The sequence below is a fragment of the Streptomyces sp. NPDC032940 genome, assembly GCF_040636935.1.
Lineage (GTDB): Bacteria > Actinomycetota > Actinomycetes > Streptomycetales > Streptomycetaceae > Streptomyces.
Window position 1 is genome coordinate 32,155 of record NZ_JBEZVJ010000007.1, and the last position, 24,674, is coordinate 56,828.

The following is a 24,674-nucleotide window of genomic DNA, read 5'->3' on the forward strand; positions in this document are numbered from 1 at the left end:
CGGTGGCCGCATGGACATCATCTCGCTCTGGCACCTCACCGGCTGGGAATTCGCCGCCCTCGCCTTCGCGGCCCTGCTCGTCGGCTTCTCCAAGACCGCCGTGAGCGGGGCCAATACGGTCAGTCTCGCGATCTTCGCGGCGGTCCTGCCGGCCCGCGCCTCCACCGGCGTGCTGCTGCCCGTCCTGATCGCCGGCGACGTCCTGGCCGTCCTCACCTACCGGCGCCACGCCCACTGGCCCACGCTGTGGCGGCTGTTCCCGGCGGTGGGGGCCGGCGTCGTCGTGGGCACCGTGTTCCTGGTGTGGGCCGACGACACGGTGGTACGGACGTCGATCGGTGTGATCCTGCTGTTCATGGCCGGCGTCACGGTGTGGCGCCGGCGCCGGGCCGAGGCGAGCGAGCAGCCCGACCCGGTCGCCTCCCGGGCCGGCCGCGTCAAGGCCCGCTCGTACGGAGTCCTCGGCGGCTTCACCACGATGGTCGCCAACGCGGGCGGCCCCGTGATGTCGATGTACCTGCTCTCCGCGGGCTTCCGCAAGCTCGGCTTCCTCGGCACCTCCGCCTTCTTCTTCCTCGTCGTCAACGTCTCCAAGCTGCCCTTCAGCGCCGGCCTCGGCCTGATCGACGGCCACTCGCTGCTCCTCGACGCCGCGCTCGTGCTGTTCGTGGTGCCCGGCGCGTTCCTCGGCAAGTGGGCGGTGCACAGGATCGACCAACGGCTCTTCGAGCAACTCGTCATCGCCGCCACGGTGGTGGGCGGGCTGCAACTGCTCCTGCGCTAGGTGTATTGACCCGCAGGGCCGTTCACGCGGGCGCTCCGTCGAGGGCGGCGAGCGCGGCCGCCGCCTCGACCTGGCGCGGGCTGCGCAGCTGCGCGAGGGCGTCGCGGGCGGCGCGGAGGGTCTCCCGGGCGTCCGGGTGGCCCATGGCGGCGAGCACCTGCCCCAGGTCCAGACGGGCCTGCTCCGTCCAGGCCGGCATCTGCGCGGCGTCGAAGGCGGCGAGCGACCGCCGCAGCGGCTCCTCGGCCTCGGGCCAACGCTCCAGAGCCGCCAGGTCGTTGCCGATCTGCTGCCGGGCGACCGCGTGGTACAGCGCGATCACCTCGTCCGTGCGGCCCGGGACGCCCGCGCGGCAGATCCGCTCGCTGCGGCGGTGGATCTCCAGCGCCTCGGCCGCCCGGCCGGCCTGACGCAGCAGCGTGCCCAGGGAGTTGAGGATCGTCAGCTCGGCCAGCCGGCCCTGCGGCGAGTCCTGCGAGGCGAGGCGGCGGGCCCCCTCGCGCAGCCGTTCCTGGGCCTCCTCCACCCGGCCCAGCCGGTGCAGCGCGCCCGCGCCGTAGCCCAGCGCCCAGCCCTCCTGGAGCCCGTCCCCGCACTCGCGGGCGGCCGTCAGCGCGGCGTCGGCGCTCACCAGGGCGGCGTGCGGGTCGTGCACGCACAGGTTGCAGGCCCAGGCGAGGTAGTTGAGGTGCACGGCCTCCTCCCGCCTGCTGCCCAGGGCACGGGCCGCGTCGGAGGACCGCCGGAACACCTCCACCCACTGCTCCCAGTGCTGGTTGAGATCGGAGAACCAGTGCATCGCCACCGCCGTGTCCAGCACCTCCCGGTGCCGGCCGGCGTCGTGCGCCCGGCGCAGCGCGGCGAGCCACTGGGCCCGCTCGGCCTCCAGCCAGGCCCGCGCCTCGTCCCGGCCCGCGGGCGCCGTCTCCGGCTCCGGGTCGCCCTGCTGTGCGGTCCGTTCGTGGTCGACGTCGAAGTGCAGCGCGGCGGCCGTGGCCCGGCGCAGCATCCAGGCCGCGGTCCGGTCGAGGGCGGCATCGCGGACGGCGGGGCCGTCCTCGGCCTCGACCTGCTCGGCCGCGTAGAGCCGCAGCAGGTCGTGGAAGCGGTACCGCTCGGTGTCGGCGTCGCTCTGGAGCAGTCCGGCGTCGGTGAGCTCCTCGGCGCGGGCCACCGCCTCGTCGTAGGACAGCCCGGCCAGCAGCGCGGCGGTCTCGGGGCTGAAGTCCGGCCCGGCGGACAGCGCCGCGCGGCGCAGCACCGTCCGCGCGTCCGGCGGCAGTTGCCGGTAGGAGAGCGCGAAGGCGGCCCGCACCCGCAGGCTTCCGGCCTGGAGCCCGTCGAGGCGCCGCCCCTCGGCGGCGAGGCGGGCGACGAGCTTGCCGAGCCGTTCGTGCGGCCGGCCGAGGAGCCGCTGCCCGGCGATCCGGACGGCCAGCGGCAGATGCCCGCACAGGTCGGCGAGGTCGCGTGCGGCCTGTGCCTCCGCCCGTACCCGGTCCGCGCCGATGATGCGGGTCAGCAGCTCCACCGCCTCCTCGCGCCGCAGCAGCGCCAGATCGGTGCGGTGCACGGCCTCCAGCCCGGCCAGGGCGTGGCGGCTGGTGACGATGGTCAGGGACGGACCGGTGCCGGGCAGCAGGGGGCCGACCTGGTCCTCGTCGACGGCGTTGTCCAGCAGCACGAGCAGGCGCCGCCCGGCGGTCAGGGACCGCCACAGACCGGCGCGGTCGTCCGTGCCGGCCGGCATCGCGGCGTCGGCGACCCCCATCGCGCCGAGCAGCCGGGCCAGCGCGTCCCGGGGCGTGGTCGGCTCGGGATCCATGCCGTGCAGGTCCAGCGCGAACTGCCCGTCCGGGAAGTGCGGGGCGAGCCGGTGCGCGGCGTGCACCGCGAACGCCGTCTTGCCCAGTCCGGGCTGTCCTGCGACCACGGTGACCGAGGGCCGGTCCGGGCCGGTGTCCCGCGCCAGGTCCAGCAGCCGGGCGAGGGCCGGGCCGCGGGCGGTGAAGTCCCGGATGTCGCGCGGCAGGGCCAGCGTGCCGGGGGCGGCCGGACCGGCGGCCGTGCGAGGACGCGGACGGCCGGGGGCGGCCGCCTCCTCCAGCCCCGCCGCCTCGTTCTCGTCCAGCCCCAGGGCGTCGGCCAGCGCCTGCACCGTACGGCGTTGCGGCCCCCGGGTCCGTCCGCGCTCCATGTCGGCCAGGGCCCGCACGCTCACCCCGGCCGCATGCGACAGGGCCTCCTGGCTCAGCCCGGCGCGGCCCCGCAGGTTCCGCAACCGCTGCCCGAAGTCCCCCGCGGAAGACGTGCCGTCGTGCACCGTCGGTGTCCCCGATCGTCCGGCCCGCCCGGACGCGAGCCACCGGCAGAAGTATCGCCGACGGTACTTCTGCCGGGAGAACCGCCTGGTCGCAGGGGGCGCGCCGATGATCGACTGAAGGCCGACGCGGAACGGCCCTCCCGGGCCCCGCCCGGCCCGGGCCCGGACGTGGCCCGGGCCGCCGCCGCCGACCGACCATGGCCCGCGTGCCGTAGCTCACCGAACGGGGAATCCTCCACATGAACACCACTATGCGTCAGCGCTCCGCACTGCTCGCCGCCGCGGGCACCGCCCTCGTCCTGTCCCTCACCGCCTGCCAGGGCGACGAGGACGCCGGCACCTCGTCCGCGCCGTCCGCCGAGGCCACGGTCGCCTCGAGCCCGACGGCGTCCGGGACGCCGGCCGGCAAGGGCACCGGTACGCCGGGCGCGACGGGGGCCGGCGACCCGGCCGGCTCGTCGAAGCCGAACGGCTCGGCGGGCTCCGCGGACGACTCCGCGGGCGGGACCGGGGGTTCCGGCGGTTCCGGAGAGCAGGCCGGCGCCTCCGCCCCGCTCTGCAAGGCCGGCGACGTCAAGGTCACCGCCGACACCCAGGACGGCCCGCCCTACACCCACATCGTCCTCACGGCGCGCAACAGCAGCGGGCACTCCTGCCGGATGACGGGCTTCCCGCACGTCCAGTTCCTGGAGAGCCACAAGCAGGACGCCCCGGCCGTCGCCAAGAGCAAGCCGGGCGGACCGATCGTGCTCGGGGCGGGAGACCCGGCCTACGCCCTGGTGAAGCTGTCCGACGGCGGCATGGACGAGGAGAACGAGCCCGTCGTGGCCTTCTCCGTCACGCTGGAGGGCGACCCCACGGTCATCGCCGTCAGCGCGCCCGGCAGCGAGGGCATCGCCGTCGACCCGGCGAAGGCGCTCACCGGCTACTGGACGTACGAACTCCGCAACGGCGCCGACGACTTCTGAAGGCCACGGCGGGACACCGCGGCCACCCCGGGGGCCGCGCGCACAGCGTCGCCGGCCCCCGGGGCCCGGGCCCGCGCCCGGACGGGCGAGGCGTGCCACCGGATCCGGCGGCACGCCCGCGCCGGGCACCTCGTACGCTCGACGCCATGCCGATCGCGCACGTCCTCGTCCTGGGCGGCACCACCGAGGCCCGCCGACTCGCCGCCGTCCTCGCGGACCGGCCCGGGGTGCGGGTGACGACCTCGCTGGCGGGACGGGTGACCCGGCCGGGCGCGCTCGCCGGGGAGGTGCGGACCGGCGGTTTCGGCGGCGCGGAGGGGCTGGCCGCCTGGCTGCGCCGGCAGCGCGTGGACGCCCTCGTCGACGCGACCCACCCCTTCGCCGGGACCATCACGGCGAACGCGGTCCGGGCCGCGGACGCGTGCGGAACGCCCCTCGTGGTCCTGCGCCGGCCGGGCTGGCACCCCGGCCCCGGAGACCGGTGGCACCCCGTCGCCTCCCTTCCCGATGCGGCGGCACTGCTGCCGGAGCTGGGCCGCCGGGTCCTCCTGACCACCGGCCGGCTGGGCCTCGGGGCCTTCGCGCACCTGACCGGCCTCCACTTCGTCGCCCGCTCGGTCGAGCCCCCCGAGCCGCCCTTCCCGCCCGGCACCCGGGTGCTGCTGGCCCGCGGCCCGTTCACGGTGGCCGACGAGACCGCCCTCCTGCGCGACCACCGCATCGACGTCCTGGTCACCAAGGACAGCGGGGGAGCGGCGACCGCGGCCAAACTGACGGCGGCCCGTGACCTCGCCCTGCCGGTCGTGGTCGTGCGCCGGCCGCCGCTGCCGGAGGGCGTGCCCGTGGTGCCCGACGTGCCCGGTGTCCTGGAGCGGCTCGGCCTCGCCGGGCCCTGACCGACGCCCCGTCCCTTCGCCCGCTCCGTCAGTGCGCCGCCTCGGCGGCCGGCCGCCGTGCCCCGGCGGGCAGCCCGTTGCCCAGGTCCTCGACCAGCAGGCGCTTGGCGATCGCGTCGACGGCGGCGCGCAGGTCCGCGCCCGAGGGACGGCCGATGTCCTGTTGCACCCGGTCCTCCAGCCAGGCGGCCCAGGCCCGCCCGATGACCAGGGCCTCACGGGCACCGGCCTCGGTGTGCGAGAGCAGCGAACCGTGCCGGGTCAGGAACCCCTCCTCCACCATCCGGTCGAACACCGGCAGCAGCACCTCCGGCGGCACCCGGCGGCGGGCGGCGATCAGGCCGAGGCTCGCGTGGCCGACCAGCCGCGTGAACAGCTCGACCTGCATGACGGCCCAGGCGCCGGCGACGTCGAGCCGGGTGTCGCTGTCCGCGATGATGCGGCGCGCGGTGTCCAGCTCCGTACTGCCGATGATCTTCCCGACGGAGGCCTCCAGCGCTCTTCTGCTGCTGGCGTCGTGCGGGGAGGCGAAGCCCTCGCCCATGTCGGTGGAGCCCGCGCGGGCGCTGTCGCGCAGCTGCACCTGCTTGAGGAAGAGGGCGACCACGAGGCCGACGGCGGCGACGGGCACCGTCCACAGGAACACGGTCTGGATGGTGTCCGCGTACGCGCCGATGACCGGCGCCGCCGCATCCTGCGGCAGCCCGTGCACGCCCGCCGGACTGGTCGCCGCCCGGCCGATCACCGCGGGGTCCGCGGCGCCGGTCCGCGCGGCCTCGGCGATGCCGTCGCGGAGGTTGGGCCCGAGGGCGTTGGCGTAGATCGTGCCGAACACGGCGGTGCCGAAGGAACTGCCCAGCGTGCGGAAGAAGGTGACGCCGGAGGTCGCGGTGCCGAGGTCGGCGTAGTCGACGGTGTTCTGCACGGCGATCGTCAGCACCTGCATGGACAGGCCGATGCCCGTGCCCAGCACGAACATGTACAGCGACTCCAGGCCGGCGCCCGTGGACGGCCCCATCAGCGACATCAGATACAGCCCGACGCCCATCACCAGGGTGCCCGCGATCGGGAACAGCCGGTACCGGCCCGTCCTGCTGACCACGCTGCCGCTGAACACCGACGCGATCAGCAGCCCGGCCACCATCGGCAGCGTCCGCACGCCCGAGACGGTGGCCGAGTCGCCGTCGACGTACTGGAGATAGGTCGGCAGATAGGTCAGCGCGCCGAGCATCGCGAAGCCGACGATGAAGCTGAGGACCGAGCAGACCGTGAACACCGGGTTGGCGAACAGCCGTATCGGCAGCATCGGTTCGGCCGCCCGGGTCTCCACCAGGCAGAACAGGGCGAGCGCGAGCAGCCCGCCGGCGAAGAGGCCGAGGATGACGCCCGAGCCCCACGCGTACTCGTTGCCGCCCCAGCTCGTCGCCAGGATCAGCGCGCTCGCGCCGAGCGCGACCAGGGCGATGCCCAGGTAGTCGATGACGGGCCGGACGGCCGACTTCACCACCGGGATGGTGCGGGCGGCGGCGATCACCACCACGACGGCGATGGGCACGTTGACGTAGAACGCCCAGCGCCAGGACAGGTGGTCGGTGAACAGGCCGCCCAGCAGCGGCCCGATGACCGTCGCGACGCCGAACACCGCGCCGATGGCGCCCTGGTACTTGCCGCGCTCCCGCAGCGGGATGACGTCCGCGATCAACGCCATCGACGTGACCATCAGGCCGCCCGCGCCGACCCCCTGCATGGCCCGCCAGGCGATCAGCAGCGGCATGTTCGTGGCCAGCCCGCACAGGAACGAGCCCGTGATGAACACGACCGCAGAGACCTGGAAGACCACCTTGCGCCCGAACAGGTCGCCGAACTTGCCGACCAGCACCGTCGCGACGGTCTCCGCGAGCAGGTACGAGGTGACCACCCACGACATGTGGGAGGCGCCGCCCAGGTCCGACACGATCGTCGGCAGCGCGGTGCCGACGATGGTCTGGTCGAGGGCCGCGAGCAGCATGCCGAGCATGATCGTGACGAAGACGACGTTGCGGCGCCGCCGGTCCAGCACGGGCGGCTGGGCCGCGGCGGTCCGGGGCGTTTCCTCGGCGACGGTCACGAGGTCACGATCACACCCGTGCACAGGGCACGCCTCCGGGGACGGTCCGCCCGGGTACCGCCCCTAGCGGTCCCCGGGGTCGCGCCGCAGCAGGTACGTGTCCATGATCCAGCCCTTGCGCTCCCGGGCCTCGGCGCGCAGCCGCTCGATGCGGGGCGCGGCCTCGGCGATCGGGCCGGAGACGAGGATCTCGTCCGGGGTGCCCAGATAGGCGCCCCAGTAGATGTCGATGTCCTGGTCCGCGTACCGCCGGAAGGCCTGGTGGGCGTCCAGCATCACCACCACGTCGTCCACGCCCTCCGGGAAGCCCTCGGCGAGCCGCCGGCCGGTCGTGATCTGCACCGGGCGCGCGACCCGGTTCAGCCCGGTCCGGTGCCGGGCGACGAGCGAGGAGACACTGCTGATGCCGGGCACGACGTCGTACGCGAACGTCACCGTGCCGCGCTCCAGGATCTCCTCGAGGATGCCCAGCGTGCTGTCGTACAGCGCCGGATCGCCCCAGACCAGGAACGCTCCGCTCTCGTCCTCGCCCAGCTCCTCGGCGATCAGTCGCTCGTAGATGCCGGCGCGGGCGCTGCGCCAGTCCCCGACGGCGGGGGAGTACGCGGCGCCGCCCGCGGTGCGGTCCCGGTCCGGGTCGCGCGCCTCGACGACCCGGTACGTGCCCTCCGGCACATGCGTCTCCAGCATGTCCCGGCGCAGTCGCACCAGGTCCGCCTTGGCCTCGCCCTTGTCCAGGACGAAGAACACGTCCGTGCTCCGCAGCGCCCGGACCGCCTGGAGGGTGAGCTGGTCGGGGTCGCCCGCGCCGATACCGATCACATGAATTGTCCGCACGCCCCGAGTCTGCCGTACGCCGCTGCCGCCGCCCCCGCCGGGCTGCCCCCGGCCGACGTGCGGCTCAGCCCCGCAGCCGCGGTGCCCGCGCCCCCGCGTCCACCGGCACGCCGCCCTCCACGTCGTCCGCCAGCGCCCGGGCCCACCCGGCGACCGCGGCCGGATCCATGCCGTACGGCCGTTCCCGCCCGGGCCCCGACGCCGCCCACTCGGTCACGGCCCCGGCCCCGCGCCGCAGCAGCCTGGCCCCGCCGGTGACATTGCCGCGGGCCGCGTGCGTGAGCCCGACCGCCAGCTGGGCCAGGCCGCGCCACAGCTCCCGCTCCTCCTCGGGGCCCGACTTCCAGGCGTCCTCGAAGACCTCGTGCGCGTGGAACGGCTTGCCCTCGTCCAGCAGCCGCTGCGCCTCGGCGACCGTCTCGGCGGGGGCCCGGACGACCCCCTCGGGCTGGCGGGGGACGCCCTCGGCGCCGTACGGCAGCGGGCGCCCCAGCCCGTCCCGCGGCCGGGCGTTGCGGGCCCGGCCCTCGTCGTCGCGGTCCCGCGCGTCCGCCGGGCGGTCGGAGGCTGTGCTGTCGGCAGGGCTGTCCATGGGGCCGATTGTCCCTCGCCCGTCCCCGCTTAGGCACAGCCCCGCGTGTGGGGTAAAGTGCTGTCCGCGTGATCGCGCGGGTGCACCCCGCGAGACCACATCGGGACGTGGCGCAGCTTGGTAGCGCACTTGACTGGGGGTCAAGGGGTCGCAGGTTCAAATCCTGTCGTCCCGACTCGTGAGAGTCGCAGGCCGAGGGCCGGTACCGGAGAGATCCGGGACCGGCCCTCAGTCGTTGTCGGGGCCCGTCGACGCGGACGCCGGTCCGGGCCGGGCGCCTGCGGCGATCAGCAGCTCCGCGGTCTCGGGATGCGGTCCCCTGGTCGCCCAGTCGAGCGGGGACCAGCCGGTGCCGTGGTCCTCCCTCAGGTCCGGGTCGGCGCCGTGCGCCAGGAGCGCGCGCACCGTCTCGGTGTGACCCCAGCAGGCCGCCCCGCACAGCGGAGTGCCCTCCGAGCCGATCCCGCTCTCCGTGTCGGGCGAGGCCCCGGCCGCCAGCAGCAGCCGGACGAGACCCGCGTCCCCGTTCACCGCCGCCTGGTACAGCGGCGTGGTGCCCGCGGAGTCGGCCGTCTCGGCGGGCGCGCCCGCCCGCAGCAGCGCCCGCACCCGTGCCGGGTCGCCCACCAGTACGGCGCTGACGAGCCGCCCGGACAGTTTCTTCCGTCGCCGTCGGTTCATGATCGCAGAGCCTAGCGGGCCGTACGGCACTCCCTGCTCCGTGCAGTAGGGACGGACCCCCGCAGGCCCGCCCTCCCGGGCGCAGCCCGCGGACACGGAAGGCCGGCGCAGTCGGCGGGTGGACGGTGTGGAAGGCTCGGGGGCCCGGGCGCCGGTCGGCACCCGGGTCCCCGAGGCGTCACCCGGAAGAAGAGGTCTATGCCCCCTGGCAGTCCCCGCCCCGTCGACAACCTCGATGACGACGACTTCCCCGCCTACACCATGGGCCGGGCCGCCGAGATGCTCGGCGCCACCCCCGCCTTCCTCCGCGCCCTGGGTGAGCACCGCCTGATCACCCCGCTGCGCTCCGAGGGCGGCCACCGCCGCTACTCCCGCTACCAGTTGCGCATCGCCGCCCGCGCCCGCGAACTCGTCGACGCCGGCACCGCTGTGGAAGCCGCCTGCCGGATCATCATCCTCGAGGACCAGCTCGAAGAGGCCCAGCGCATCAACGAAGAGCTCCGCGCGGCCCAGCGCGACGGTGCGAAGCCGAAGAGCTCGGTCTGACCGCCCGGCTTCCGCAGGCCGCCCCGCCCGGCCCGGGGCCGCTGAGTCATGGGGCGACGCGGGCCCGCCGGACCCCTCGTCGCCCCCTTCGGTTCACGGTGCCCGGACCACCGGCGGTTCGCCGCGGGGCAGGGTCAGCGCGGCGCGCAGGGCGGTCGCGGCCTCCTCGCCGATGCGCTCGGCCAGGGCGTCCTCGACGACGGCGAGGGTCGCCTGGGCGCGCCGGTGGACGCGGGCGCCCTCCGCGGTGATGCGGATCAGCCGGTTGCGCGCCGAGGCGGGGTCCGGCACCTGTTCCAGCAGGCCGAGCGCGAGCAGGCCGTGCACGGCCTGGTGGGCCGTCTGCCGTGTGACGCCGAGGCGGCGGGCCAGTTCGGCGACCGTGGTGCCCTCCGGGTCCAGCAGGGCGAAGACCTGCCCCTGGGCGCTGCTCAGCGGCTGCTCGCCGGCCGCCCGCATGCTCGCCGTCAGCGCGTCGTCGAACCAGCGCTTGGCCCGGCCGGCACCCTGGAACGCCACCCCGGCCTGCGGGTGATCGTCCCGCACTGCGGTGGCGCGCTGCCCGTCCTCGCCGACCGCATCGACGGCTTCATGAAGCTCTTCCTCCCGGCCGGGGAGGGCGACGCCCCCGACGCCGTCGCACAACTGCGGCGCCTGCACTACGACATGGCCGGCCCCGCCTTCCCGCGCCAGGTCCCCGCGCTGCTCTCCCTGGTCGACCCGGACCGGTTGCTGTACGGCAGCGACTACTGCTGGACGCCCGCGGCCGGCGTGGACGCCCATGCCGCGGCCGTCGACGCCGCGCCGGTGCCGGTGGGCGCCGCCGACTGGCGGTCCCTGACGACGGCCAACGCCCTCCGTCTGCTGCCCCGCCTGGCCGGGCCCACCGTCCCCGGCACCCGGGGAGCCGACCGGACATGACCGTGCACCCCCGGCTCGCCCCGTTCCTGGTCCCGCCCGACCCCGCGGTCCTGCCCCTCCCGCCCGCCGCACATCCCGCCGACGGCGTACGGCTGCTGCGCGCCGTCCCGTACGCCGTGCACGACGGCGGCCGGCCCCTCGAACTCGACGTGTGGCTCCCCGGAGGCCCCCGACGGTCCGCTGCCCGTCATCGTCCTCGTGCACGGCGGCGCCTGGCGCTCCGGGCTGCGCGACGACCTCGGCCCACGCTTCCGCGCCTGGCGGCCCGGACCCTTCGCCCGCCTCGCCCGGGCCGGGTTCGCCGTCGTCTGCCCCGACTACCGGCTCAGCGGCGAGGCCCGGTTCCCCGCCCCGCTGGACGACCTCCACGCCGCACTGGCGTGGCTGCGCACCCGCGCCGGCGAACTAGGCACCGACCCCGGACGGACCGTCGTCTGGGGCGAGTCCGCGGGCGGTCACCTCGCCGCGCTCCTCGCCCTCACCGCCGACGCGCCCCTGCGCGGCTGCGTCGTCTGGTACGCCCCGAGCGACCTCACCGCCGCGTCGCCGCACACCCCGGAGGCGGCGCTGCTCGGCGCCCCCGCCGCAGAAGCCCCCGAACGCGCCCGCGCGGCCAGCCCGGTCGCCCGGGCCGGGCGGGGCGCCCCGCCCTTCCTGATCCTGCACGGAGACGCGGACACGGTCGTCCCCCTGAGTCAGGGGGAGGCCCTGACGGCGGCGCTGACGTCGGCCGGCACACCGGTCGCCTTCCGGGCCGTCGCCGGAGCCGACCACCTGTGGATCGGCGCGGCCGAGCCGGACGTGGAGCAGTGCTTCGCCTCGTCCCTCGACTTCGCGCGGAGCCTGACGGGGTGAGGGGGACGGGCGCCACCGCCCTGCCGGGGCGTCAGAGGTGGCGACGGCGGTCGGCGACGGCACGCTCGTACCGTGCGCGGGCGTCCACGGCGGCCGGGCGCGCGGAGACCTCCGCCACCGGCACGTCCCACCAGGCCTCGGCGCCGGGCGCGGTCGCCGCCGGGTCCGTCTCCACGTGGACGCAGACCGGGCGGGTCGCCGCACGGGCCGCCGTCAGCGCCTCCCGCAGCTCGCGCACCGTCTTCGCGCGCAGCACCTCCATGCCGAGGCTCGCCGCGTTGGCCGCGAGGTCGACGGGCAGCGGGGCGCCGGTGAAGGTGCCGTCGGCGGCACGGTGGCGGTAGGCGGTGCCGAAGCGCTCGGCGCCGACCGACTCGGACAGACCCCCGATGGAGGCGTAGCCGTGGTTCTGCACGACGACCAGCTTCACCGGCAGGTTCTCCTGCACGGCGGTGACGATCTCCGTCGGGTTCATCAGGTACGTGCCGTCGCCGACCAGCGCCCAGACGGGCGTCCCCGGCGCCGCCTGCTGCACGCCGAGCGCGGCCGGGATCTCGTAGCCCATGCACGAGTAGCCGTACTCCAGGTGGTACTGGCGCGGGGAGCGGGCCCGCCAGAGCTTGTGCAGGTCGCCGGGGAGCGAACCGGCCGCGTTGATCACCACGTCCTCGTCGCCCACCACCGCGTCCAGCGCGCCCAGCACCTGCGTCTGGGTCGGCGCGGCGTTGTCGTCGTCCGCCGTCAGGGCGGCCTCCACCACCCGCTCCCAGCGCTCCTTGCCCGCGCGGTACTCCGCCTCGTACGACGGCGCCACCCGGTGTCCCGCGAGGGCGTCGGTCAGCAGGGTCAGGCCGGTGCGCGCGTCGCAGACCAGGGTGCGGGCGGCGAGCTTGTGGGCGTCGAAGGCGGTGACGTTGAGGTTCAGGAAGCGGACGTCCGGGTGGCGGAAGAGGGTGCCGGAGGCCGTGGTGAAGTCCGAGTAGCGGGTCCCGACGCCGATCACCAGGTCCGCGGTGCGGGCCAGGTCGTCGCCGACGGCGGTGCCGGTGTGGCCGATGCCGCCGAGGTCGGCCGGATGGGCGTGGCGCAGGGAGCCCTTGCCCGCCTGGGTGGAGGCGACCGGGATGCCGGTGGCGTCCACGAAGGCCTTCAGCGCCTCCTCCGCCTCGCTGTGGTGGACACCGCCGCCCGCGACGATCAGCGGGCGTTCGGCGGCGCGGACCGCCCGGACCGCCTCGGCCAGCTCCACCGGGTCGTGGGAGGGACGCCGGACGCGCCAGACGCGGTCGGCGAAGAACTCCTCAGGCCAGTCGTACGCCTCGGCCTGCACGTCCTGGGGGAGGGCGAGGGTGACCGCGCCGGTCTCGGCCGGGTCGCTCAGCACCCGCATCGCCTGGAGCGCGGAGGCGATCAGGGCGTCCGGGCGGGTGACGCGGTCGAAGTACCGGGACACCGGGCGCAGGGTGTCGTTGACGGACACGTCGGCCTCGACCGGGTGCTCCAGCTGCTGGAGCAGCGGGTCGGCCGCGTGCGAGGCGAAGTAGTCGCCGGGCAGCAGCAGGACCGGCAGCCGGTTGATCGTGGCCAGGGCGGCGCCGGTGACCAGGTTCGTGGCGCCCGGGCCGATCGAGGTCGTCACCGCCTGCGCGGACAGCCGGTTGAGCTGGCGGGCGTGGCCGACGGCCGCGTGCACCATGGCCTGTTCGTTGCGGCCCTGGTGGTACGGCATGGCGTGCCCGTACTCGACCAGCGCCTGGCCGATGCCGGCCACGTTGCCGTGGCCGAAGATGCCCCAGGTGCCGGCGATCAGCCGGTGCCGGGCGCCGTCGCGTTCGGTGTACTGGGCCGCCAGGAAGCGCACCAGGGCCTGGGCGGTGGTCAGTCGGCGGGTGGCGGCGGCGCTCATGCGGGCCTCTCCGGTGCGGTGTAGAGGGGGAGCCGGGGGTCGACCGGCTGCTCGGGCCAGGTGTCGCGGATCCAGGCGTGGTCGGGGTGGTCGCTGATCAGCCAGGCGCGTTCGGCGTCCGGGCCGGCCATGACGTTGAGGTAGTACATGTGGTGGCCCGGGACCGCCATCGACGGTCCGTGCCAGCCGTCCGGGATCAACACCACGTCCCCGTCCCGTACTTCGGCGAGCACGTCGGTGCCCTTGCCGTGCCCGGAGGGCGAGACCCGCTGGTAGCCGAGGCCGGGGACGCCGTCGTGGCCGGCGATCGCGAAGTAGTAGATCTCCTCCAGCACCGACTCCTCGCCGGGGCGGTGCTCGTCGTGCTTGTGGGGCGGGAAGGACGACCAGTTGCCGCCGGGGGTGATCACCTCGACCGCGATCAGCCGGTCGCACTCGAAGACGCCGGCCGCGGCGAAGTTGTTGACCTGCCGCGAGCAGTTCCCGGTGCCCCGCAGCTCCACCGGGACCGACGACGCCGGTCCGTGACGGGCGGGCAGGCGGCGGGTGCAGCGGGCGCCGGTGAGCGCGAACCGGCCGCCGCCCGCCGAGGTGACGGTGGCGCGGGCGTCGCGGGGCAGGTAGGCGAAGTCGCTCACGCCCGCGAACACCTGGGTGCGGCCGGTGAGTTCGAAGGTGTCGTGGCCGAAGTCGTCGGCGCATCCGACCGTACAGCCGCCGCTCAGCGGGAGCACGATCCACTCGCTTTCACCGGTGTCGAAGGTGTGCGTGCCACCCGGCGGCAGTTCGAGGACGCGCAGGCTCGAGTAGCCCCAGCCGGCCGTCTCGGGGCTCACGTCGACGAGGTAGGGGCCGGCGTGCGCCGTGCCCGCGGGAAGGTGATGCGTCATGGGTTCCCTTTCGTCACGACGGGCGTCTCACAACAGGCTCACGGCGGTGTCCACCGCCTCTTCCACCGTGCCGTCGGCCGGGTAGAGCAGTGAGCGGCCGACGACCAGGCCCTGGACGGTGGGCAGCCGGAGCGCCTTGCGCCAGCGTTCGTAGGCGGCGGCCTGGCCCGCCGGGGAGCCGCCTGTGTCCCCGCCGAGCAGGACAGCGGGGAGCGTGGAGGTCTCCAGGACCTCGCCCATGTCGTCCGGGTCGTGGGTGACGGGCAGCTTCAGCCAGGTGTAGGCGGAGGTGCCGCCCAGGCCCGAGGCGATGGCGACCGAGCGCGTGACAGCGTCGGCGGACAGGTCGTTGCGGACCCGGCCGTCGATCCGGCGGGAGACGAACGGCTCCACGAACACCGGCAGCCCGCGGGCGGCCATGGCGTCGACCGCGCGGGCCGCGGACTCCAGGGTGGCCAGCGAGCCGGGGTCGTCGTAGTCGATGCGCAGCAGCAGCTTGCCCGCGTCGAAGCGCAGCCGGGCGAGGTCCTCGGCACGGTGCCCGGTGAAGCGGTCGTCCATCTCGAAGGCGGCGCCCGCGAGACCGCCGCGGTTCATCGAGCCCATGACGACCTTGTTCTCCAGCACCCCGAGCAGCAGCAGGTCCTCCAGCACGTCGGCGGTGGCGAGCACCCCGTCGACGCCGGGCCGCGACAGCGCGGTGCACAGGCGTTCCAGCAGGCCGGCCCGGTTGGCCATGGCGAGCCGCCGCCCGCCGACGCCGAGCGCGCCTCGCGCCGGATGGTCCGCGGCCACGATCATCAGACGCCCGGACGCGCCGATCAGCGGCCGGCGCACCCGGCGGGCCGCCGCCTCGGCGATGGCCTCCGGATGCCGGGCTCTGACCGCCGTGAGGTCGGGGATGCTCAGGGACAAGGCAGCGCTCCGTTCAGGGGGTGGCCCGCGCGAGGAGGCCGTCGACCTCCGCCCCGGTGGGCATCGCGGAGGAACAGGCGAGACGGGAGGCGACGAGCGCGCCTGCCGCGTTGGCGTACCGCATGGTCCGCTCCAGGTCCCAGCCGGACAGCAGACCGTGGCAGAGGGCGCCGCCGAACGCGTCGCCCGCGCCGAGGCCGTTGACCACCTCGACCGGCACCGGCTCCACCTCTGCCGTCCGGCCGTCGCGGTGCACGGCGAGGACGCCCTCGGGACCCTGTTTGACGACGGCCAGCTCCACGCCCGCCGCGAGCAGCGCCTCGGCACAGGCCCGCGGCTCGCGCACCCCGGTGGCGATCTCGCACTCCTCGAGATTGCCGACGGCGACCGTCGCGTGCCGCAGCGCCTCGGCGTAGTACGGGCGGGCCTGGCCTGGATCGGTCCAGAACATCGGCCGCCAGTCCAGGTCGAAGACCGTGGTCGCCGCCTTCGCGCGGTGCGCGAGGGCGCCCAGGGTCGCCGTACGGCTCGGCTCCTCGCTCAGTCCGGTGCCGGTGATCCAGAAGACGCGGGCCGCGCGGATCGCGTCGAGGTCCAGCTCCCCGGGACGGATCTCCAGGTCGGGAGCCTTGGGCCGGCGGTAGAAGTACAGCGGGAAGTCGTCCGGCGGAAAGATCTCGCAGAAGGTGACGGGCGTCGGGTACGCGGCGACCGGCGTCACCCAGCGGTCGTCGACGCCGAACTCCTCGAGCGCCCGGTGCAGAAAGCCGCCGAACGGATCGTCGCCCGTGCGGGTGATGACGGCGGTGGTCCGGCCCAGGCGGGCGGCGGCGACGGCCACGTTCGCGGCCGAGCCGCCGAGGAACTTGCCGAAAGTCTCGACCTCCGCGAGGGATACACCGGTCTGGAGGGGATAGAGATCCACTCCGATGCGACCCATGGTGATCAGATCGAAATGCCGGACCGACTCGGTCATCTGTGACGCTCCTCGGGGCTGGGCGGTGGCCTGCCGCCTCCCAGGTCTATGACTGTGCGACGAGCCTGTCAAGGCTTTGTACGGACATACGGACTAGCTCCTGAAATGATGTCTTGACAAAGTATTGACAGCGGGCCCCTCAAGGGCTTGTATCCGGTCCCAGCGCAACAGCCCTTCTTCTCCGGGTCCGACCCACGGTTCCCCGTCGCACAGTGAGGTGCAGGAAAGATGGTCCGCTCTTCGCACGCCCGCTCCCGCAGATACGCCCCGGCCGTGGCCCTCGCCGCGGCGGCGGCGCTGACCCTCGCCGGCTGCTCCAGCAGCTCCGGGGGCAAGAAGGCCGACGAAGAGGAGGACTCCGGGGCTTCCGGTGGCCAGGCGAACACCCCACGCATGACGGTCGCGCTGGTCACCCATCAGGCGCCCGGCGACACCTTCTGGGACATCGTCCGCAAGGGCGCCGAGGCCGCCGCCGCCAAGGACAACGTCAAGCTCGTCTACTCCGCCGACCCCAACGCCGGCAACCAGGCCAACCTGGTGCAGAACGCGATCGACCAGAAGGTCGACGGCATCGCGGTCACCCTCGCCAAGCCGGACGCCCTGCGCGGCGTCCTCGCCGAGGCGGAAAAGGCCGGCATACCCGTCGTCGGCCTCAACTCCGGCCTCGCCGACTGGAAGCAGCTCGGCCTGACGGAGTTCTTCGGCCAGGACGAGAGCGTGGCGGGCGAGGCCTTCGGCAAGAAGCTCAACGAGGTCGGCGCGAAGAAGGCCGTCTGCGTCGTCCACGAACAGGGCAACGTCGGCCTGACCCAGCGCTGCGACGGCGTGAAGAAGACCTTCGAGGGCTCGGTCGAGAACCTCTACGTCAACGGCACCGACATGCCCTCGGTGAAGGCCACGATCACCGCGAAGCTCAAGCAGGACGGCGACGTGGACCACGTCGTCACGCTCGGCGCCCCGTTCGCCATGGCCGCGACCCAGTCCGTGGCGGAGACCGGCGGCAAGGCGAAGGTCGCCACCTTCGACCTCAACAAGGAGCTGACCGGCGCCATCGAGAAGGGCACCATCGAGTTCGCCGTCGACCAGCAACCCTACCTCCAGGGCTACTTGGCGGTCGACGGGCTGTGGCTCTACCGGAACAACGGCAACTACAGCGGCGGCGGCGAGCAGCCGGTGCTCACCGGCCCGGCCTTCGTCGACAAGTCAAACGTCAAGACCGTCGCCGGGTTCGCGGCGAAGGGCACCCGGTGATGAGCGCCGCCCCACAGGCCGGGACGGCGGTCACCTCACCGCCGCCCCCCGGACCGGCGCCGGGCGACGGGCGGGCCCGGCGGCCCCTGGCGCTGCGGCTGCTGGCCCGGCCGGAGGTCGGGGTCTTCCTCGGCGCCGCCGCCGTCTTCGTCTTCTTCCTGATCGCCGCGCCCTCGGTCCGCGACGGCGGCTCCATGGCGACCGTCCTCTACCAGTCCTCCACCATCGGCATCATGGCCCTGCCGGTCGCCCTACTCATGATCGGCGGCGAGTTCGACCTGTCCGCCGGCGTCTCCGTGGTCACCTCGGCGCTCACCGCGAGCATGCTCAGCTACCAGCTGACCGTGAACGTGTGGACGGGCGTGATCGTCGCCCTCGCGGTCTCCCTCGGTGTGGGCGCGTTCAACGGCTGGGTGCTGGTGCGGACCGGGCTGCCGAGCTTCCTCGTCACCCTCGGCACCTTCCTGATCCTCCAGGGCGTCAACCTCGCCGTCACCAAGCTGGTCACCGGCAACGTCGCCACCGACGACATCAGCGACATGGACGGCTTCGACCGGGCCAGGGCGGTCTTCGCCTCCTCCTTCGACGTCGGCGGCGTCCAGGTGAAGATCACCGTCGTGTGGTGGCTGGTCTTCGCCGCGCTGGCCACCTGGGTGCTGCTGCGGACCAAGTACGGCAACTGGGTCTTCGCCGTCGGCGGCAACAAGGAGTCCGCCCGCGCCGTCGGCGTCCCCGTCACCTTCACCAAGATCACCCTGTTCATGCTGGTCGGCTTCGGTGCCTGGTTCGTCGGCATGCACCAGCTGTTCTCCTTCAACACCGTGCAGTCCGGCGAGGGCGTCGGCCAGGAGCTGATCTACATCGCCGCGGCCGTCATCGGCGGCTGCCTGCTCACCGGCGGCCACGGCTCCGCCGTCGGCCCGGTCTTCGGCGCCTTCATGTTCGGCATGGTGAACCAGGGCATCGTCTACGCCGGATGGAACCCCGACTGGTTCAAGGCGTTCCTCGGCGTGATGCTGCTCGGTGCCGTCCTCGTCAATCTGTGGGTCCGCCGTGCGGCGGCCCGGAGGTGATCGGAAATGACCAGCAAGTCCACCGGCACCCAGGGCACCGCCCGCGCGGCCACCGTCCCGGCGGATGCCGGCCGGCCGCTCGTGGAACTGCGCGGCGCCGGCAAGGCCTACGGGACCGTCCGCGCCCTGCACGGAGTCGACCTCGCCGTCCACCCCGGGCGGGTGACCTGCGTGCTCGGCGACAACGGCGCCGGCAAGTCGACCCTCATCAAGATCATCTCCGGGCTGCACCGGCACACCGAGGGCGAGCTGCTCGTCGACGGCGAACCGGTGCGCTTCGGCAGCCCCCGCGACGCCCTGGCCCGGGGCATCGCCGCCGTCTACCAGGACCTCGCCACCGTGCCGCTGATGCCGGTGTGGCGGAACTTCTTCCTCGGCTCCGAGCTGACCCGGGGGCCGTGGCCCGTGCGCCGCCTCGACATCGCCCGCATGAAGAAGACCGCCGACGCGGAACTGCGCAGCATGGGCATCGTCCTGGACGACCTGGAACAGCCCGTCGGCACCCTCTCCGGCGGCCAGCGCCAGTGCGTGGCCATCGCCCGCGCCGTCCACTTCGGCGCCCGCGTCCTCATCCTCGACGAGCCCACCGCAGCCCTGGGCGTCAAGCAGTCCGGCGTGGTCCTCAAGTACATCGCCGCGGCCCGTGAACGCGGCCTCGGCGTCGTCTTCATCACCCACAACCCCCACCACGCCTATCTGGTCGGCGACCACTTCAGCGTGCTGCGCCTGGGCACCCTCGAGCTCAGCGCCGCCCGCGCCGGCATCACCCTCGAGGACCTCACCCACCACATGGCGGGCGGCGCCGAACTCGCCGCCCTCAAGCACGAACTGGCGCAGGCCGACGGGGTCGACACGACGGCGCTCCCGGGGGCGGAGCCGGAAAGCCGCGGGCCGGAAAGCCGCGGGCCGGAGATCCCCGAGCCGGAAAGTCGCGGGCCGGAGATCCCCGCTTCCCGTGTCCCCGAGCCCCGCCCCGCCGGGTCCGACACCGCCGAAGGGAAGGCCTGACATGCCCACCGCCCTGGACCGCATCCGCGTCGGCTCCGCCCCCGACTCCTGGGGCGTCTGGTTCCCCGACGACCCCCGGCAGGTGCCCTGGCGCCGCTTCCTGGACGAGGTGAGCGAGGCCGGGTACGAGTGGATCGAGCTGGGGCCCTACGGCTACCTGCCCACCGACCCGGCCCGCCTCCGCGACGAGGTGGCCCGGCGCGGCCTCAGGGTCTCCGCCGGCACCGTCTTCTGCGGCCTGCACCGCGGCGCCTCCGAATGGGACGCCACCTGGGAGCAGGTCGCCCGCGTCGCCGGCCTCGCCCGGGCCGTGGACGCGACCCACCTCGTCGTCATCCCGTCCTTCTGGCGCGACGACCGGACCGCCGAGGTCCTGGAGCCGCCGGAGCTCACCGGCGAGCAGTGGACACACCTGACCCGGGGCATGGAACGCCTCGGCCGCCGGGTGCGGGAGACCTACGGCCTGGACGTCGTCGTCCATCCGCATGCCGACACCCACATCGACACCGAGGAACACGTCGAGCGCTTCCTCGACTCCACCGACTCCGGCCTGGTCGGCCTCTGCCTGGACACCGGCCACTACGCCTACTGCGGCGGCGACAGCGTCAAGCTGATCGAGACCTACGGCGAGCGCATCGGCTACCTCCACCTCAAGCAGGTCGACCCGGAGATCCTCGCCGACGTGCGCGCGAACGGCGTGCCGTTCGGGCCGGCCGTCCAGCGCGGGGTGATGTGCGAACCGCCCTCGGGCGTCCCCGAGCTGGGCCCGGTGCTCACGGCGGCCCAGCGGCTCGGCGTGGACCTGTTCGCCATCGTCGAGCAGGACATGTACCCCTGCGCACCCGAGACGCCGCTGCCCATCGCGGTGCGCACCCGCGGGTTCCTGCGCTCCTGCGGCGCCTGACGGGCCGGCCCCGGCGCCGGCTCGGCGAGCCGTTGTCAGTGCCACGCGCTAGCGTGCGAAGCACTGACCGCTCGCTCCGTTCCGGGAGGTTCCGATGGCCTCGCGCCTCAATCCGTATCTCAGCTTCGACGGCGACGCCCGCCAGGCGATGGAGTTCTACGAGCAGGTCTTCGGCGGCACCCTGTCGCTGAACACCTTCGGCTCGGCCGGCATGCCGGACAGCGCGTACACCGACAAGATCATGCACGGCATGCTGGAGACGCCGAGCGGCTTCACCCTGATGGCGGCCGACACCCCGCCCGGGATGGAGTACACACCGGGGAGCAACTTCTCCGTGAGCCTCAGCGGCGACGACGACGCCGAACTGCGCGGCTACTGGGAGAAGCTCTCCGAGGGCGGCACCGTCGCCGTGCCGCTGGAGAAGCAGATGTGGGGTGACGTCTTCGGCATGTGCACCGACCGGTTCGGCGTCCCGTGGATGGTGAACATCAGCGAGCCGGCGGGCTGACCCGCGGCCAGCCGGTCCGCCCGGCCGCTCAGCCCCGCCGGACCTCCGCCACCGTCACCGGCCGGTGCTCGCGCAGCGACAGGGCGCACGCCTCGGCGGTCCAGCCCGCCTCCAGCGCGTCCTCGATCGTGCAGGGCGAGGGGCGCTTGCCGGCCACGACCTCGGTGAAGGCGGCGAGTTCGGCGCGGTAGGCGGCGGCGAAGCGGTCCATGAAGAAGTCGTGCGGGACACCGGCCGGGAAGGTCGCGCCGGGCTCGGCCGAGCGCAGCGGCAAGCGGTCGTCCAGGCCGACGGCGAGGGAGTCCGCGAAGCCGTGGATCTCCATGCGGACGTCGTACCCCCGGGCGTTGTGGCGGCTGCTGGAGACCATCGCGATCGTGCCGTCGTCCAGGGTGAGCACCGCGCCCGTGGTGTCCGCGTCGCCCGCCTCCCGGATGAAGCCGGCGCCCCGGTTGCCGCCGACGGCGTACACCTCCCTCACCTCACGGCCCGTCACCCAGCGGATGGCGTCGAAGTCGTGCACGGAGCAGTCCCGGAAGATGCCCCCGGAAGCGGCGACGTACGCGGCCGGCGGTGGCGCCGGGTCCAGCGTGGTCGACCGCACGGTGTGCAGAATGCCCAGCTCACCGGCGCGCACCGCCGCCCGCGCCGCGGCGAATCCGGCGTCGAAGCGGCGGTTGTAGCCGATCTGGACCGGCACGTCGCGGTCCGCGACCGCATCGAGGACCGCGACGCCCTCCGCCATGGTGCGGGCGACGGGCTTCTCGCAGAAGACGGGCACCCCGGCCTCGACGGCGGCCAGGATCAGCCCCGGGTGGGCGTCGGTCGCGGCGGCGATCACCACCCCGTCGACCCCGGCGGCCAGCAGCGCTTCGGGCGAGGCGGCCACCTCGGCGCCGAACCGGCCGGCGGCGGCCCGCGCCGCGTCCGCGGACGGGTCGGCGACGACGAGCGAGCCGACGGCGTCGAGTCCGGAGAGGGTCTCGGCGTGGAAGGCGCCGATGCGGCCGAGGCCGAGGATTCCGATGCGCATGGACTGTGCCGCTCCTTGTGTGGGGTGCCGTGACCGTGTGTGCGCGGGGTGCGATGACCGTGACGGCGCCGCGAGCGCGTGACGTACGGCGTCGCCCTGTGGGTGTGTGACGCGGCCATGCGGGGCCGGCTCGTCCTGGTGCCGGTCGAGAGCGTGCTCGGCCGGTGGGCTCGGCCGGTGGGCGAACGGGTCTGCCGCGCGCCCCCGGTCATCCGGCGGCCTCGGGGCTGACCCACGTACCCCGCTCGGCCGACCGCGCCATCGCGTCCAGTACGGCCGCGGCGCGCACCGCGTCGGTCACGGTGGCGCCGTACGGGATGCCCTCGGCGATCGAGCGCAGGAAGCGCTGGGCCTCCACCACCTTCAGGTCGTCGTAGCCCATGGCGTTCGCCGCGCCCGGCTGGAAGGCGGCGAACTCGCCGTGCCCGGGGCCGGCATGGACCGTGCTGACCGGCTGGTCCTGGTAGGCCGTGCCCCGGCTGACGCCCAGCTCGTTCAGGCGGCGGAAGTCCCAGAACAGCGCGCCCCGCGTGCCGTGCACCTCGAAGCCGTAGGCGTTCTGCTCGCCGACCGAGACCCGGCAGGCCTCCAGGACACCGCGGGCTCCGGAGGCGAAGCGGAGCAGGCAGCCGACGTAGTCCTCGTTCTCCACGGGGCCGGGTTCGCCGCCCGCGGCACGCGTGTGACCGGCCGTGGCGGCGGTGGGACGGGCCCGCTCCGGCACGAAGACCGCCGTGTCCGCGGTCAGGGACGCGATGTCGCCGAGCAGGAAGCGGGCCAGGTCGGCGCCGTGCGAGGCCAGGTCGCCCAGCACCCCGCTGCCCCCGCGCTCCCGTTCGAAACGCCAGGTCAGGGCCGCGTCGGGATGGGCCGCGTAGTCACTGAACAGGCGGATGCGGGCATGCGTGACGGCGCCGATCTCCCCGGCCGCGATCAGCTCGCGGGCGGCCTCGACGGCGGGCGCGTTGCGGTAGTTGAAGCCGACGGCGCCCTGGACGCCGGCCCCGGCCACCGCGTCCGCCACCGCGCGGGCGTCCCCGGTGGTCAGGCCGACCGGCTTCTCGATCCAGACGTGCTTGCCGGCCTCGGCCATCGCCACGCCGATCGCCCGGTGCAGGAAGTTCGGCGCGGTGACGCTGACCGCCCGCACGCGCGGGTCGGCGGCCACGTCGCGCCAGTCACGGGTGGCCGAGGCGAACCCGAACTGCGCGGCGGCCCCCTCGGCCCGGCCCGGCACCTCGTCGGCGACCGCGATCAGCTCCGGACGCAGCGGCAGCCGCGGATAGTGGTGCCGGACGCGTGCGTACGCCCGGGTGTGCACCCGGCCCATCCAGCCGAATCCGACGACGGCGACACCGAGCGCATCCACCATGAGAGCCCCTCGATCGAGGACCGGTCCGTGAACTGTCCAGGCCACCCTGTGCGGACCCTGTGCATCATGTCAACCGTTTGACAGGACAAAGGCCGGGAGTGTCCGGCGGGACCCTCGCGGGCCTACCGAAGGTTGATCGCGTACGCCTTGCGCAGCGTCTCGTGCACCGTCCACGTCGTCCGGTCGCCCTCGCGCAGGACGGCCAGGTCGCCCGGCCCGACCGTCAGCGTGGGGCCGCCCTCCACCTCGATGGTGGCCGAGCCGCTGAGCACGACGAAGAGTTCGTCCGCCTCGGTGTCGGTGACGACGCCGGGGGTGATCTGCCAGACGCCCCGCACCTGGCGGCCGTCGGCCGACTCCCAGACCACCTTGCCGGTGACCTCGGGGCTGCCGGAGACGATCTGCTCGGGGGAGAGGGGCTCGGGCTCGAGCTCGGCGTCGGGGACGTGGACAACGAAACTGTGGGTCATGCGGCGACGCTAGCCGGGGCGGAGGGGGCCGCGGGGGCGACAGGGTGTGCCGTATCCGCGGGCGTACACGGACACTTCGTCGCGCCCTGCGCCGCCCTCGCCGGGCCGTCCACCGGCCCATATGTCTCGAACAAAATTGTTGACAATCTTGTCTGGCTAGATTTAGGTTCGACAGGCACTCACTCAGGGAGGGCAACCATGCCGAACCAGGCCCGTCCGAACACCGGGGAGCAGGCCAAACAGCTTGCGCTCGGGCAGTTGCGGCAGGCGATCCTGCGCGGCGAGATGGCACCGGCGCAGCGGCTGGTGGAGAACGAGCTCGCCGAGCAGTTCGGCGTGACCCGGGCCAGCATCCGGGCCGCGCTGATCGACCTGGAGGCACAGGGGCTCGTGGAGCGGATCCGGAACCGGGGTTCCCGGGTCCGGGTGGTGACGGTCGAGGAGGCCGTCGCCATCACCGAGTGCCGCCTGGTCCTCGAAGGGCTCTGCGCGGCGAAGGCGGCGGCCGCCGTCAGCGACGCGCAGGTGACCGAGCTCAAGGACCTGGGCACGGCGATGCGCAAGGCCGTGGCCGGCGGGGAACCGCTGACCTACTCGGACCTCAACCACGAACTCCACGCCAGGATCCGGGAGTTCTCCGGCCAGCTGACGGCCGTGGAACTGCTGGAGCGTCTCAACGCGCAACTGGTGCGGCACCGCTTCCAGCTGGCGCTGCGCCCGGGGCGGCCGCAGCAGTCCCTGAACGAGCATCTGGCCATGATCGAGGCGATCGAGGCCAGGGATCCGCAGGCGGCCGAGGCGGCCGTCCGCGCCCACCTCACCAGCGTGATCGAGGCGCTGCGCGACTGAGACACGCAC

25 protein-coding genes and 1 tRNA gene are annotated in these 24,674 nt (G+C 74.2%); 13 read left to right on the forward strand and 13 right to left on the reverse strand.

The annotated features are described in order from the left end of the window. The first annotated feature begins 10 nt into the window (after positions 1 to 10). On the forward strand, positions 11 to 784 hold the full coding sequence (locus tag AB0E77_RS11855; RefSeq protein ID WP_361568921.1) for a sulfite exporter TauE/SafE family protein: 774 nt from the start codon (positions 11 to 13) through the stop codon (positions 782 to 784). A 22-nt stretch (positions 785 to 806) separates the two neighbouring features. Here the strand turns inward: AB0E77_RS11855 and AB0E77_RS11860 are convergent, their stop codons facing one another. Further along, entirely contained in the window at positions 807 to 3,107 is a 2,301-nt protein-coding gene (locus tag AB0E77_RS11860; protein WP_361568922.1) for a helix-turn-helix domain-containing protein, read from the reverse strand. Between the two features lie 239 nt (positions 3,108 to 3,346). Between AB0E77_RS11860 and AB0E77_RS11865 the strand changes: the two genes are divergently transcribed. Both AB0E77_RS11865 and AB0E77_RS11870 read left to right on the forward strand, forming a co-directional pair. Then, positions 3,347 to 4,075 (forward strand): DUF4232 domain-containing protein, encoded by a 729-nt coding sequence (locus tag AB0E77_RS11865; protein ID WP_361568923.1) that lies wholly within the window; start codon positions 3,347 to 3,349, stop codon positions 4,073 to 4,075. A 146-nt stretch (positions 4,076 to 4,221) separates the two neighbouring features. Further along, positions 4,222 to 4,971 carry a cobalt-precorrin-6A reductase gene (locus AB0E77_RS11870; RefSeq protein ID WP_361568925.1) on the forward strand — a complete coding sequence of 250 codons (750 nt, stop codon included), beginning with the start codon at positions 4,222 to 4,224 and terminating at the stop codon, positions 4,969 to 4,971. A gap of 28 nt (positions 4,972 to 4,999) precedes the next feature. Here AB0E77_RS11870 and AB0E77_RS11875 read toward each other — a convergent pair whose 3' ends face one another. From AB0E77_RS11875 to AB0E77_RS11885, 3 genes are all read right to left on the reverse strand, one after another. Continuing rightward, a complete protein-coding gene (locus tag AB0E77_RS11875; RefSeq protein ID WP_361568927.1) occupies positions 5,000 to 7,078 on the reverse strand; it encodes an MDR family MFS transporter in 2,079 nt (692 codons plus the stop codon). A gap of 63 nt (positions 7,079 to 7,141) precedes the next feature. Continuing rightward, positions 7,142 to 7,915: a precorrin-6A synthase (deacetylating) gene (gene cobF / locus AB0E77_RS11880; protein ID WP_361568929.1), complete on the reverse strand. Its 774-nt coding sequence runs from the start codon at positions 7,913 to 7,915 to the stop codon at positions 7,142 to 7,144. A 64-nt stretch (positions 7,916 to 7,979) separates the two neighbouring features. Continuing rightward, the gene (locus tag AB0E77_RS11885) at positions 7,980 to 8,507 is read right to left on the reverse strand and encodes a DUF309 domain-containing protein (RefSeq protein ID WP_361568930.1); all 528 of its coding nucleotides are present in this window, start codon (positions 8,505 to 8,507) and stop codon (positions 7,980 to 7,982) included. Positions 8,508 to 8,608: 101 nt separating this feature from the next. Between AB0E77_RS11885 and AB0E77_RS11890 the strand changes: the two genes are divergently transcribed. After that, a tRNA-Pro gene (locus AB0E77_RS11890) sits at positions 8,609 to 8,682 on the forward strand. A gap of 53 nt (positions 8,683 to 8,735) precedes the next feature. Here the strand turns inward: AB0E77_RS11890 and AB0E77_RS11895 are convergent. Continuing rightward, positions 8,736 to 9,188, reverse strand: coding sequence for an ankyrin repeat domain-containing protein (locus tag AB0E77_RS11895; RefSeq protein ID WP_361568932.1), 453 nt, complete (start codon positions 9,186 to 9,188; stop codon positions 8,736 to 8,738). Positions 9,189 to 9,386: 198 nt separating this feature from the next. Here AB0E77_RS11895 and AB0E77_RS11900 point away from each other — a divergent pair, with 198 nt between their 5' ends. After that, positions 9,387 to 9,734: a MerR family transcriptional regulator gene (locus AB0E77_RS11900; RefSeq protein ID WP_361568933.1), complete on the forward strand. Its 348-nt coding sequence runs from the start codon at positions 9,387 to 9,389 to the stop codon at positions 9,732 to 9,734. Positions 9,735 to 9,827: 93 nt separating this feature from the next. Here AB0E77_RS11900 and AB0E77_RS11905 read toward each other — a convergent pair whose 3' ends face one another. Further along, on the reverse strand, positions 9,828 to 10,193 hold the full coding sequence (locus AB0E77_RS11905; protein ID WP_361569307.1) for a MarR family winged helix-turn-helix transcriptional regulator: 366 nt from the start codon (positions 10,191 to 10,193) through the stop codon (positions 9,828 to 9,830). A gap of 72 nt (positions 10,194 to 10,265) precedes the next feature. On the opposite strand from AB0E77_RS11905, the gene AB0E77_RS11910 reads away from it, so the two are divergent. Both AB0E77_RS11910 and AB0E77_RS11915 read left to right on the forward strand, forming a co-directional pair. After that, positions 10,266 to 10,655, forward strand: a complete 390-nt coding sequence (locus tag AB0E77_RS11910) for an amidohydrolase family protein (protein ID WP_361568935.1) — start codon at positions 10,266 to 10,268, stop codon at positions 10,653 to 10,655. A gap of 198 nt (positions 10,656 to 10,853) precedes the next feature. After that, positions 10,854 to 11,510: an alpha/beta hydrolase gene (locus AB0E77_RS11915; protein WP_361568937.1), complete on the forward strand. Its 657-nt coding sequence runs from the start codon at positions 10,854 to 10,856 to the stop codon at positions 11,508 to 11,510. A 31-nt stretch (positions 11,511 to 11,541) separates the two neighbouring features. Here AB0E77_RS11915 and iolD read toward each other — a convergent pair whose 3' ends face one another. Genes iolD through iolC form a run of 4 tightly spaced genes read right to left on the reverse strand, consistent with a single transcriptional unit; the run spans position 11,542 to position 16,197 of the window. Continuing rightward, complete coding sequence (iolD, locus tag AB0E77_RS11920; RefSeq protein ID WP_361568939.1) at positions 11,542 to 13,416, reverse strand: 3D-(3,5/4)-trihydroxycyclohexane-1,2-dione acylhydrolase (decyclizing); 1,875 nt, start codon at positions 13,414 to 13,416, stop codon at positions 11,542 to 11,544. Beyond that, positions 13,413 to 14,306: a 5-deoxy-glucuronate isomerase gene (gene iolB / locus AB0E77_RS11925; protein ID WP_361568941.1), complete on the reverse strand. Its 894-nt coding sequence runs from the start codon at positions 14,304 to 14,306 to the stop codon at positions 13,413 to 13,415. Before iolB ends, iolD begins: the two co-directional genes overlap by 4 nt. Before the next feature lie 27 nt (positions 14,307 to 14,333). After that, positions 14,334 to 15,221, reverse strand: coding sequence for a deoxyribose-phosphate aldolase (locus AB0E77_RS11930; protein ID WP_361568943.1), 888 nt, complete (start codon positions 15,219 to 15,221; stop codon positions 14,334 to 14,336). 13 nt (positions 15,222 to 15,234) lie between these two features. Then, positions 15,235 to 16,197, reverse strand: a complete 963-nt coding sequence (gene iolC, locus AB0E77_RS11935) for a 5-dehydro-2-deoxygluconokinase (RefSeq protein ID WP_361568945.1) — start codon at positions 16,195 to 16,197, stop codon at positions 15,235 to 15,237. Positions 16,198 to 16,425: 228 nt separating this feature from the next. On the opposite strand from iolC, the gene AB0E77_RS11940 reads away from it, so the two are divergent. The 5 genes from AB0E77_RS11940 (at position 16,426) to AB0E77_RS11960 (ending at position 20,941) form a co-directional block, all read left to right on the forward strand. Then, positions 16,426 to 17,448, forward strand: a complete 1,023-nt coding sequence (locus AB0E77_RS11940) for a sugar ABC transporter substrate-binding protein (RefSeq protein WP_361568946.1) — start codon at positions 16,426 to 16,428, stop codon at positions 17,446 to 17,448. Further along, positions 17,448 to 18,521 (forward strand): ABC transporter permease, encoded by a 1,074-nt coding sequence (locus AB0E77_RS11945; RefSeq protein WP_361568948.1) that lies wholly within the window; start codon positions 17,448 to 17,450, stop codon positions 18,519 to 18,521. Before AB0E77_RS11940 ends, AB0E77_RS11945 begins: the two co-directional genes overlap by 1 nt. Positions 18,522 to 18,527: 6 nt before the next feature. Then, a complete protein-coding gene (locus tag AB0E77_RS11950) occupies positions 18,528 to 19,529 on the forward strand; it encodes an ATP-binding cassette domain-containing protein (RefSeq protein WP_361568950.1) in 1,002 nt (333 codons plus the stop codon). Position 19,530: 1 nt separating this feature from the next. Beyond that, entirely contained in the window at positions 19,531 to 20,433 is a 903-nt protein-coding gene (locus AB0E77_RS11955; RefSeq protein ID WP_361568952.1) for a sugar phosphate isomerase/epimerase, read from the forward strand. Between the two features lie 94 nt (positions 20,434 to 20,527). Beyond that, on the forward strand, positions 20,528 to 20,941 hold the full coding sequence (locus tag AB0E77_RS11960) for a VOC family protein (protein ID WP_361568953.1): 414 nt from the start codon (positions 20,528 to 20,530) through the stop codon (positions 20,939 to 20,941). Positions 20,942 to 20,969: 28 nt separating this feature from the next. On the opposite strand, the gene AB0E77_RS11965 is transcribed toward AB0E77_RS11960, so the two are convergent. The 3 genes from AB0E77_RS11965 to AB0E77_RS11975 form a co-directional block, all read right to left on the reverse strand. Further along, positions 20,970 to 21,974: a Gfo/Idh/MocA family oxidoreductase gene (locus AB0E77_RS11965; RefSeq protein ID WP_361568954.1), complete on the reverse strand. Its 1,005-nt coding sequence runs from the start codon at positions 21,972 to 21,974 to the stop codon at positions 20,970 to 20,972. Positions 21,975 to 22,182: 208 nt separating this feature from the next. Further along, complete coding sequence (locus AB0E77_RS11970; protein WP_361568955.1) at positions 22,183 to 23,346, reverse strand: Gfo/Idh/MocA family oxidoreductase; 1,164 nt, start codon at positions 23,344 to 23,346, stop codon at positions 22,183 to 22,185. 122 nt (positions 23,347 to 23,468) lie between these two features. Further along, on the reverse strand, positions 23,469 to 23,816 hold the full coding sequence (locus tag AB0E77_RS11975; RefSeq protein WP_361568956.1) for a cupin domain-containing protein: 348 nt from the start codon (positions 23,814 to 23,816) through the stop codon (positions 23,469 to 23,471). Positions 23,817 to 24,014: 198 nt separating this feature from the next. Here AB0E77_RS11975 and AB0E77_RS11980 point away from each other — a divergent pair, with 198 nt between their 5' ends. Next, positions 24,015 to 24,665, forward strand: coding sequence for a GntR family transcriptional regulator (locus AB0E77_RS11980; protein ID WP_361568958.1), 651 nt, complete (start codon positions 24,015 to 24,017; stop codon positions 24,663 to 24,665). Positions 24,666 to 24,674: the final 9 nt, after the last annotated feature.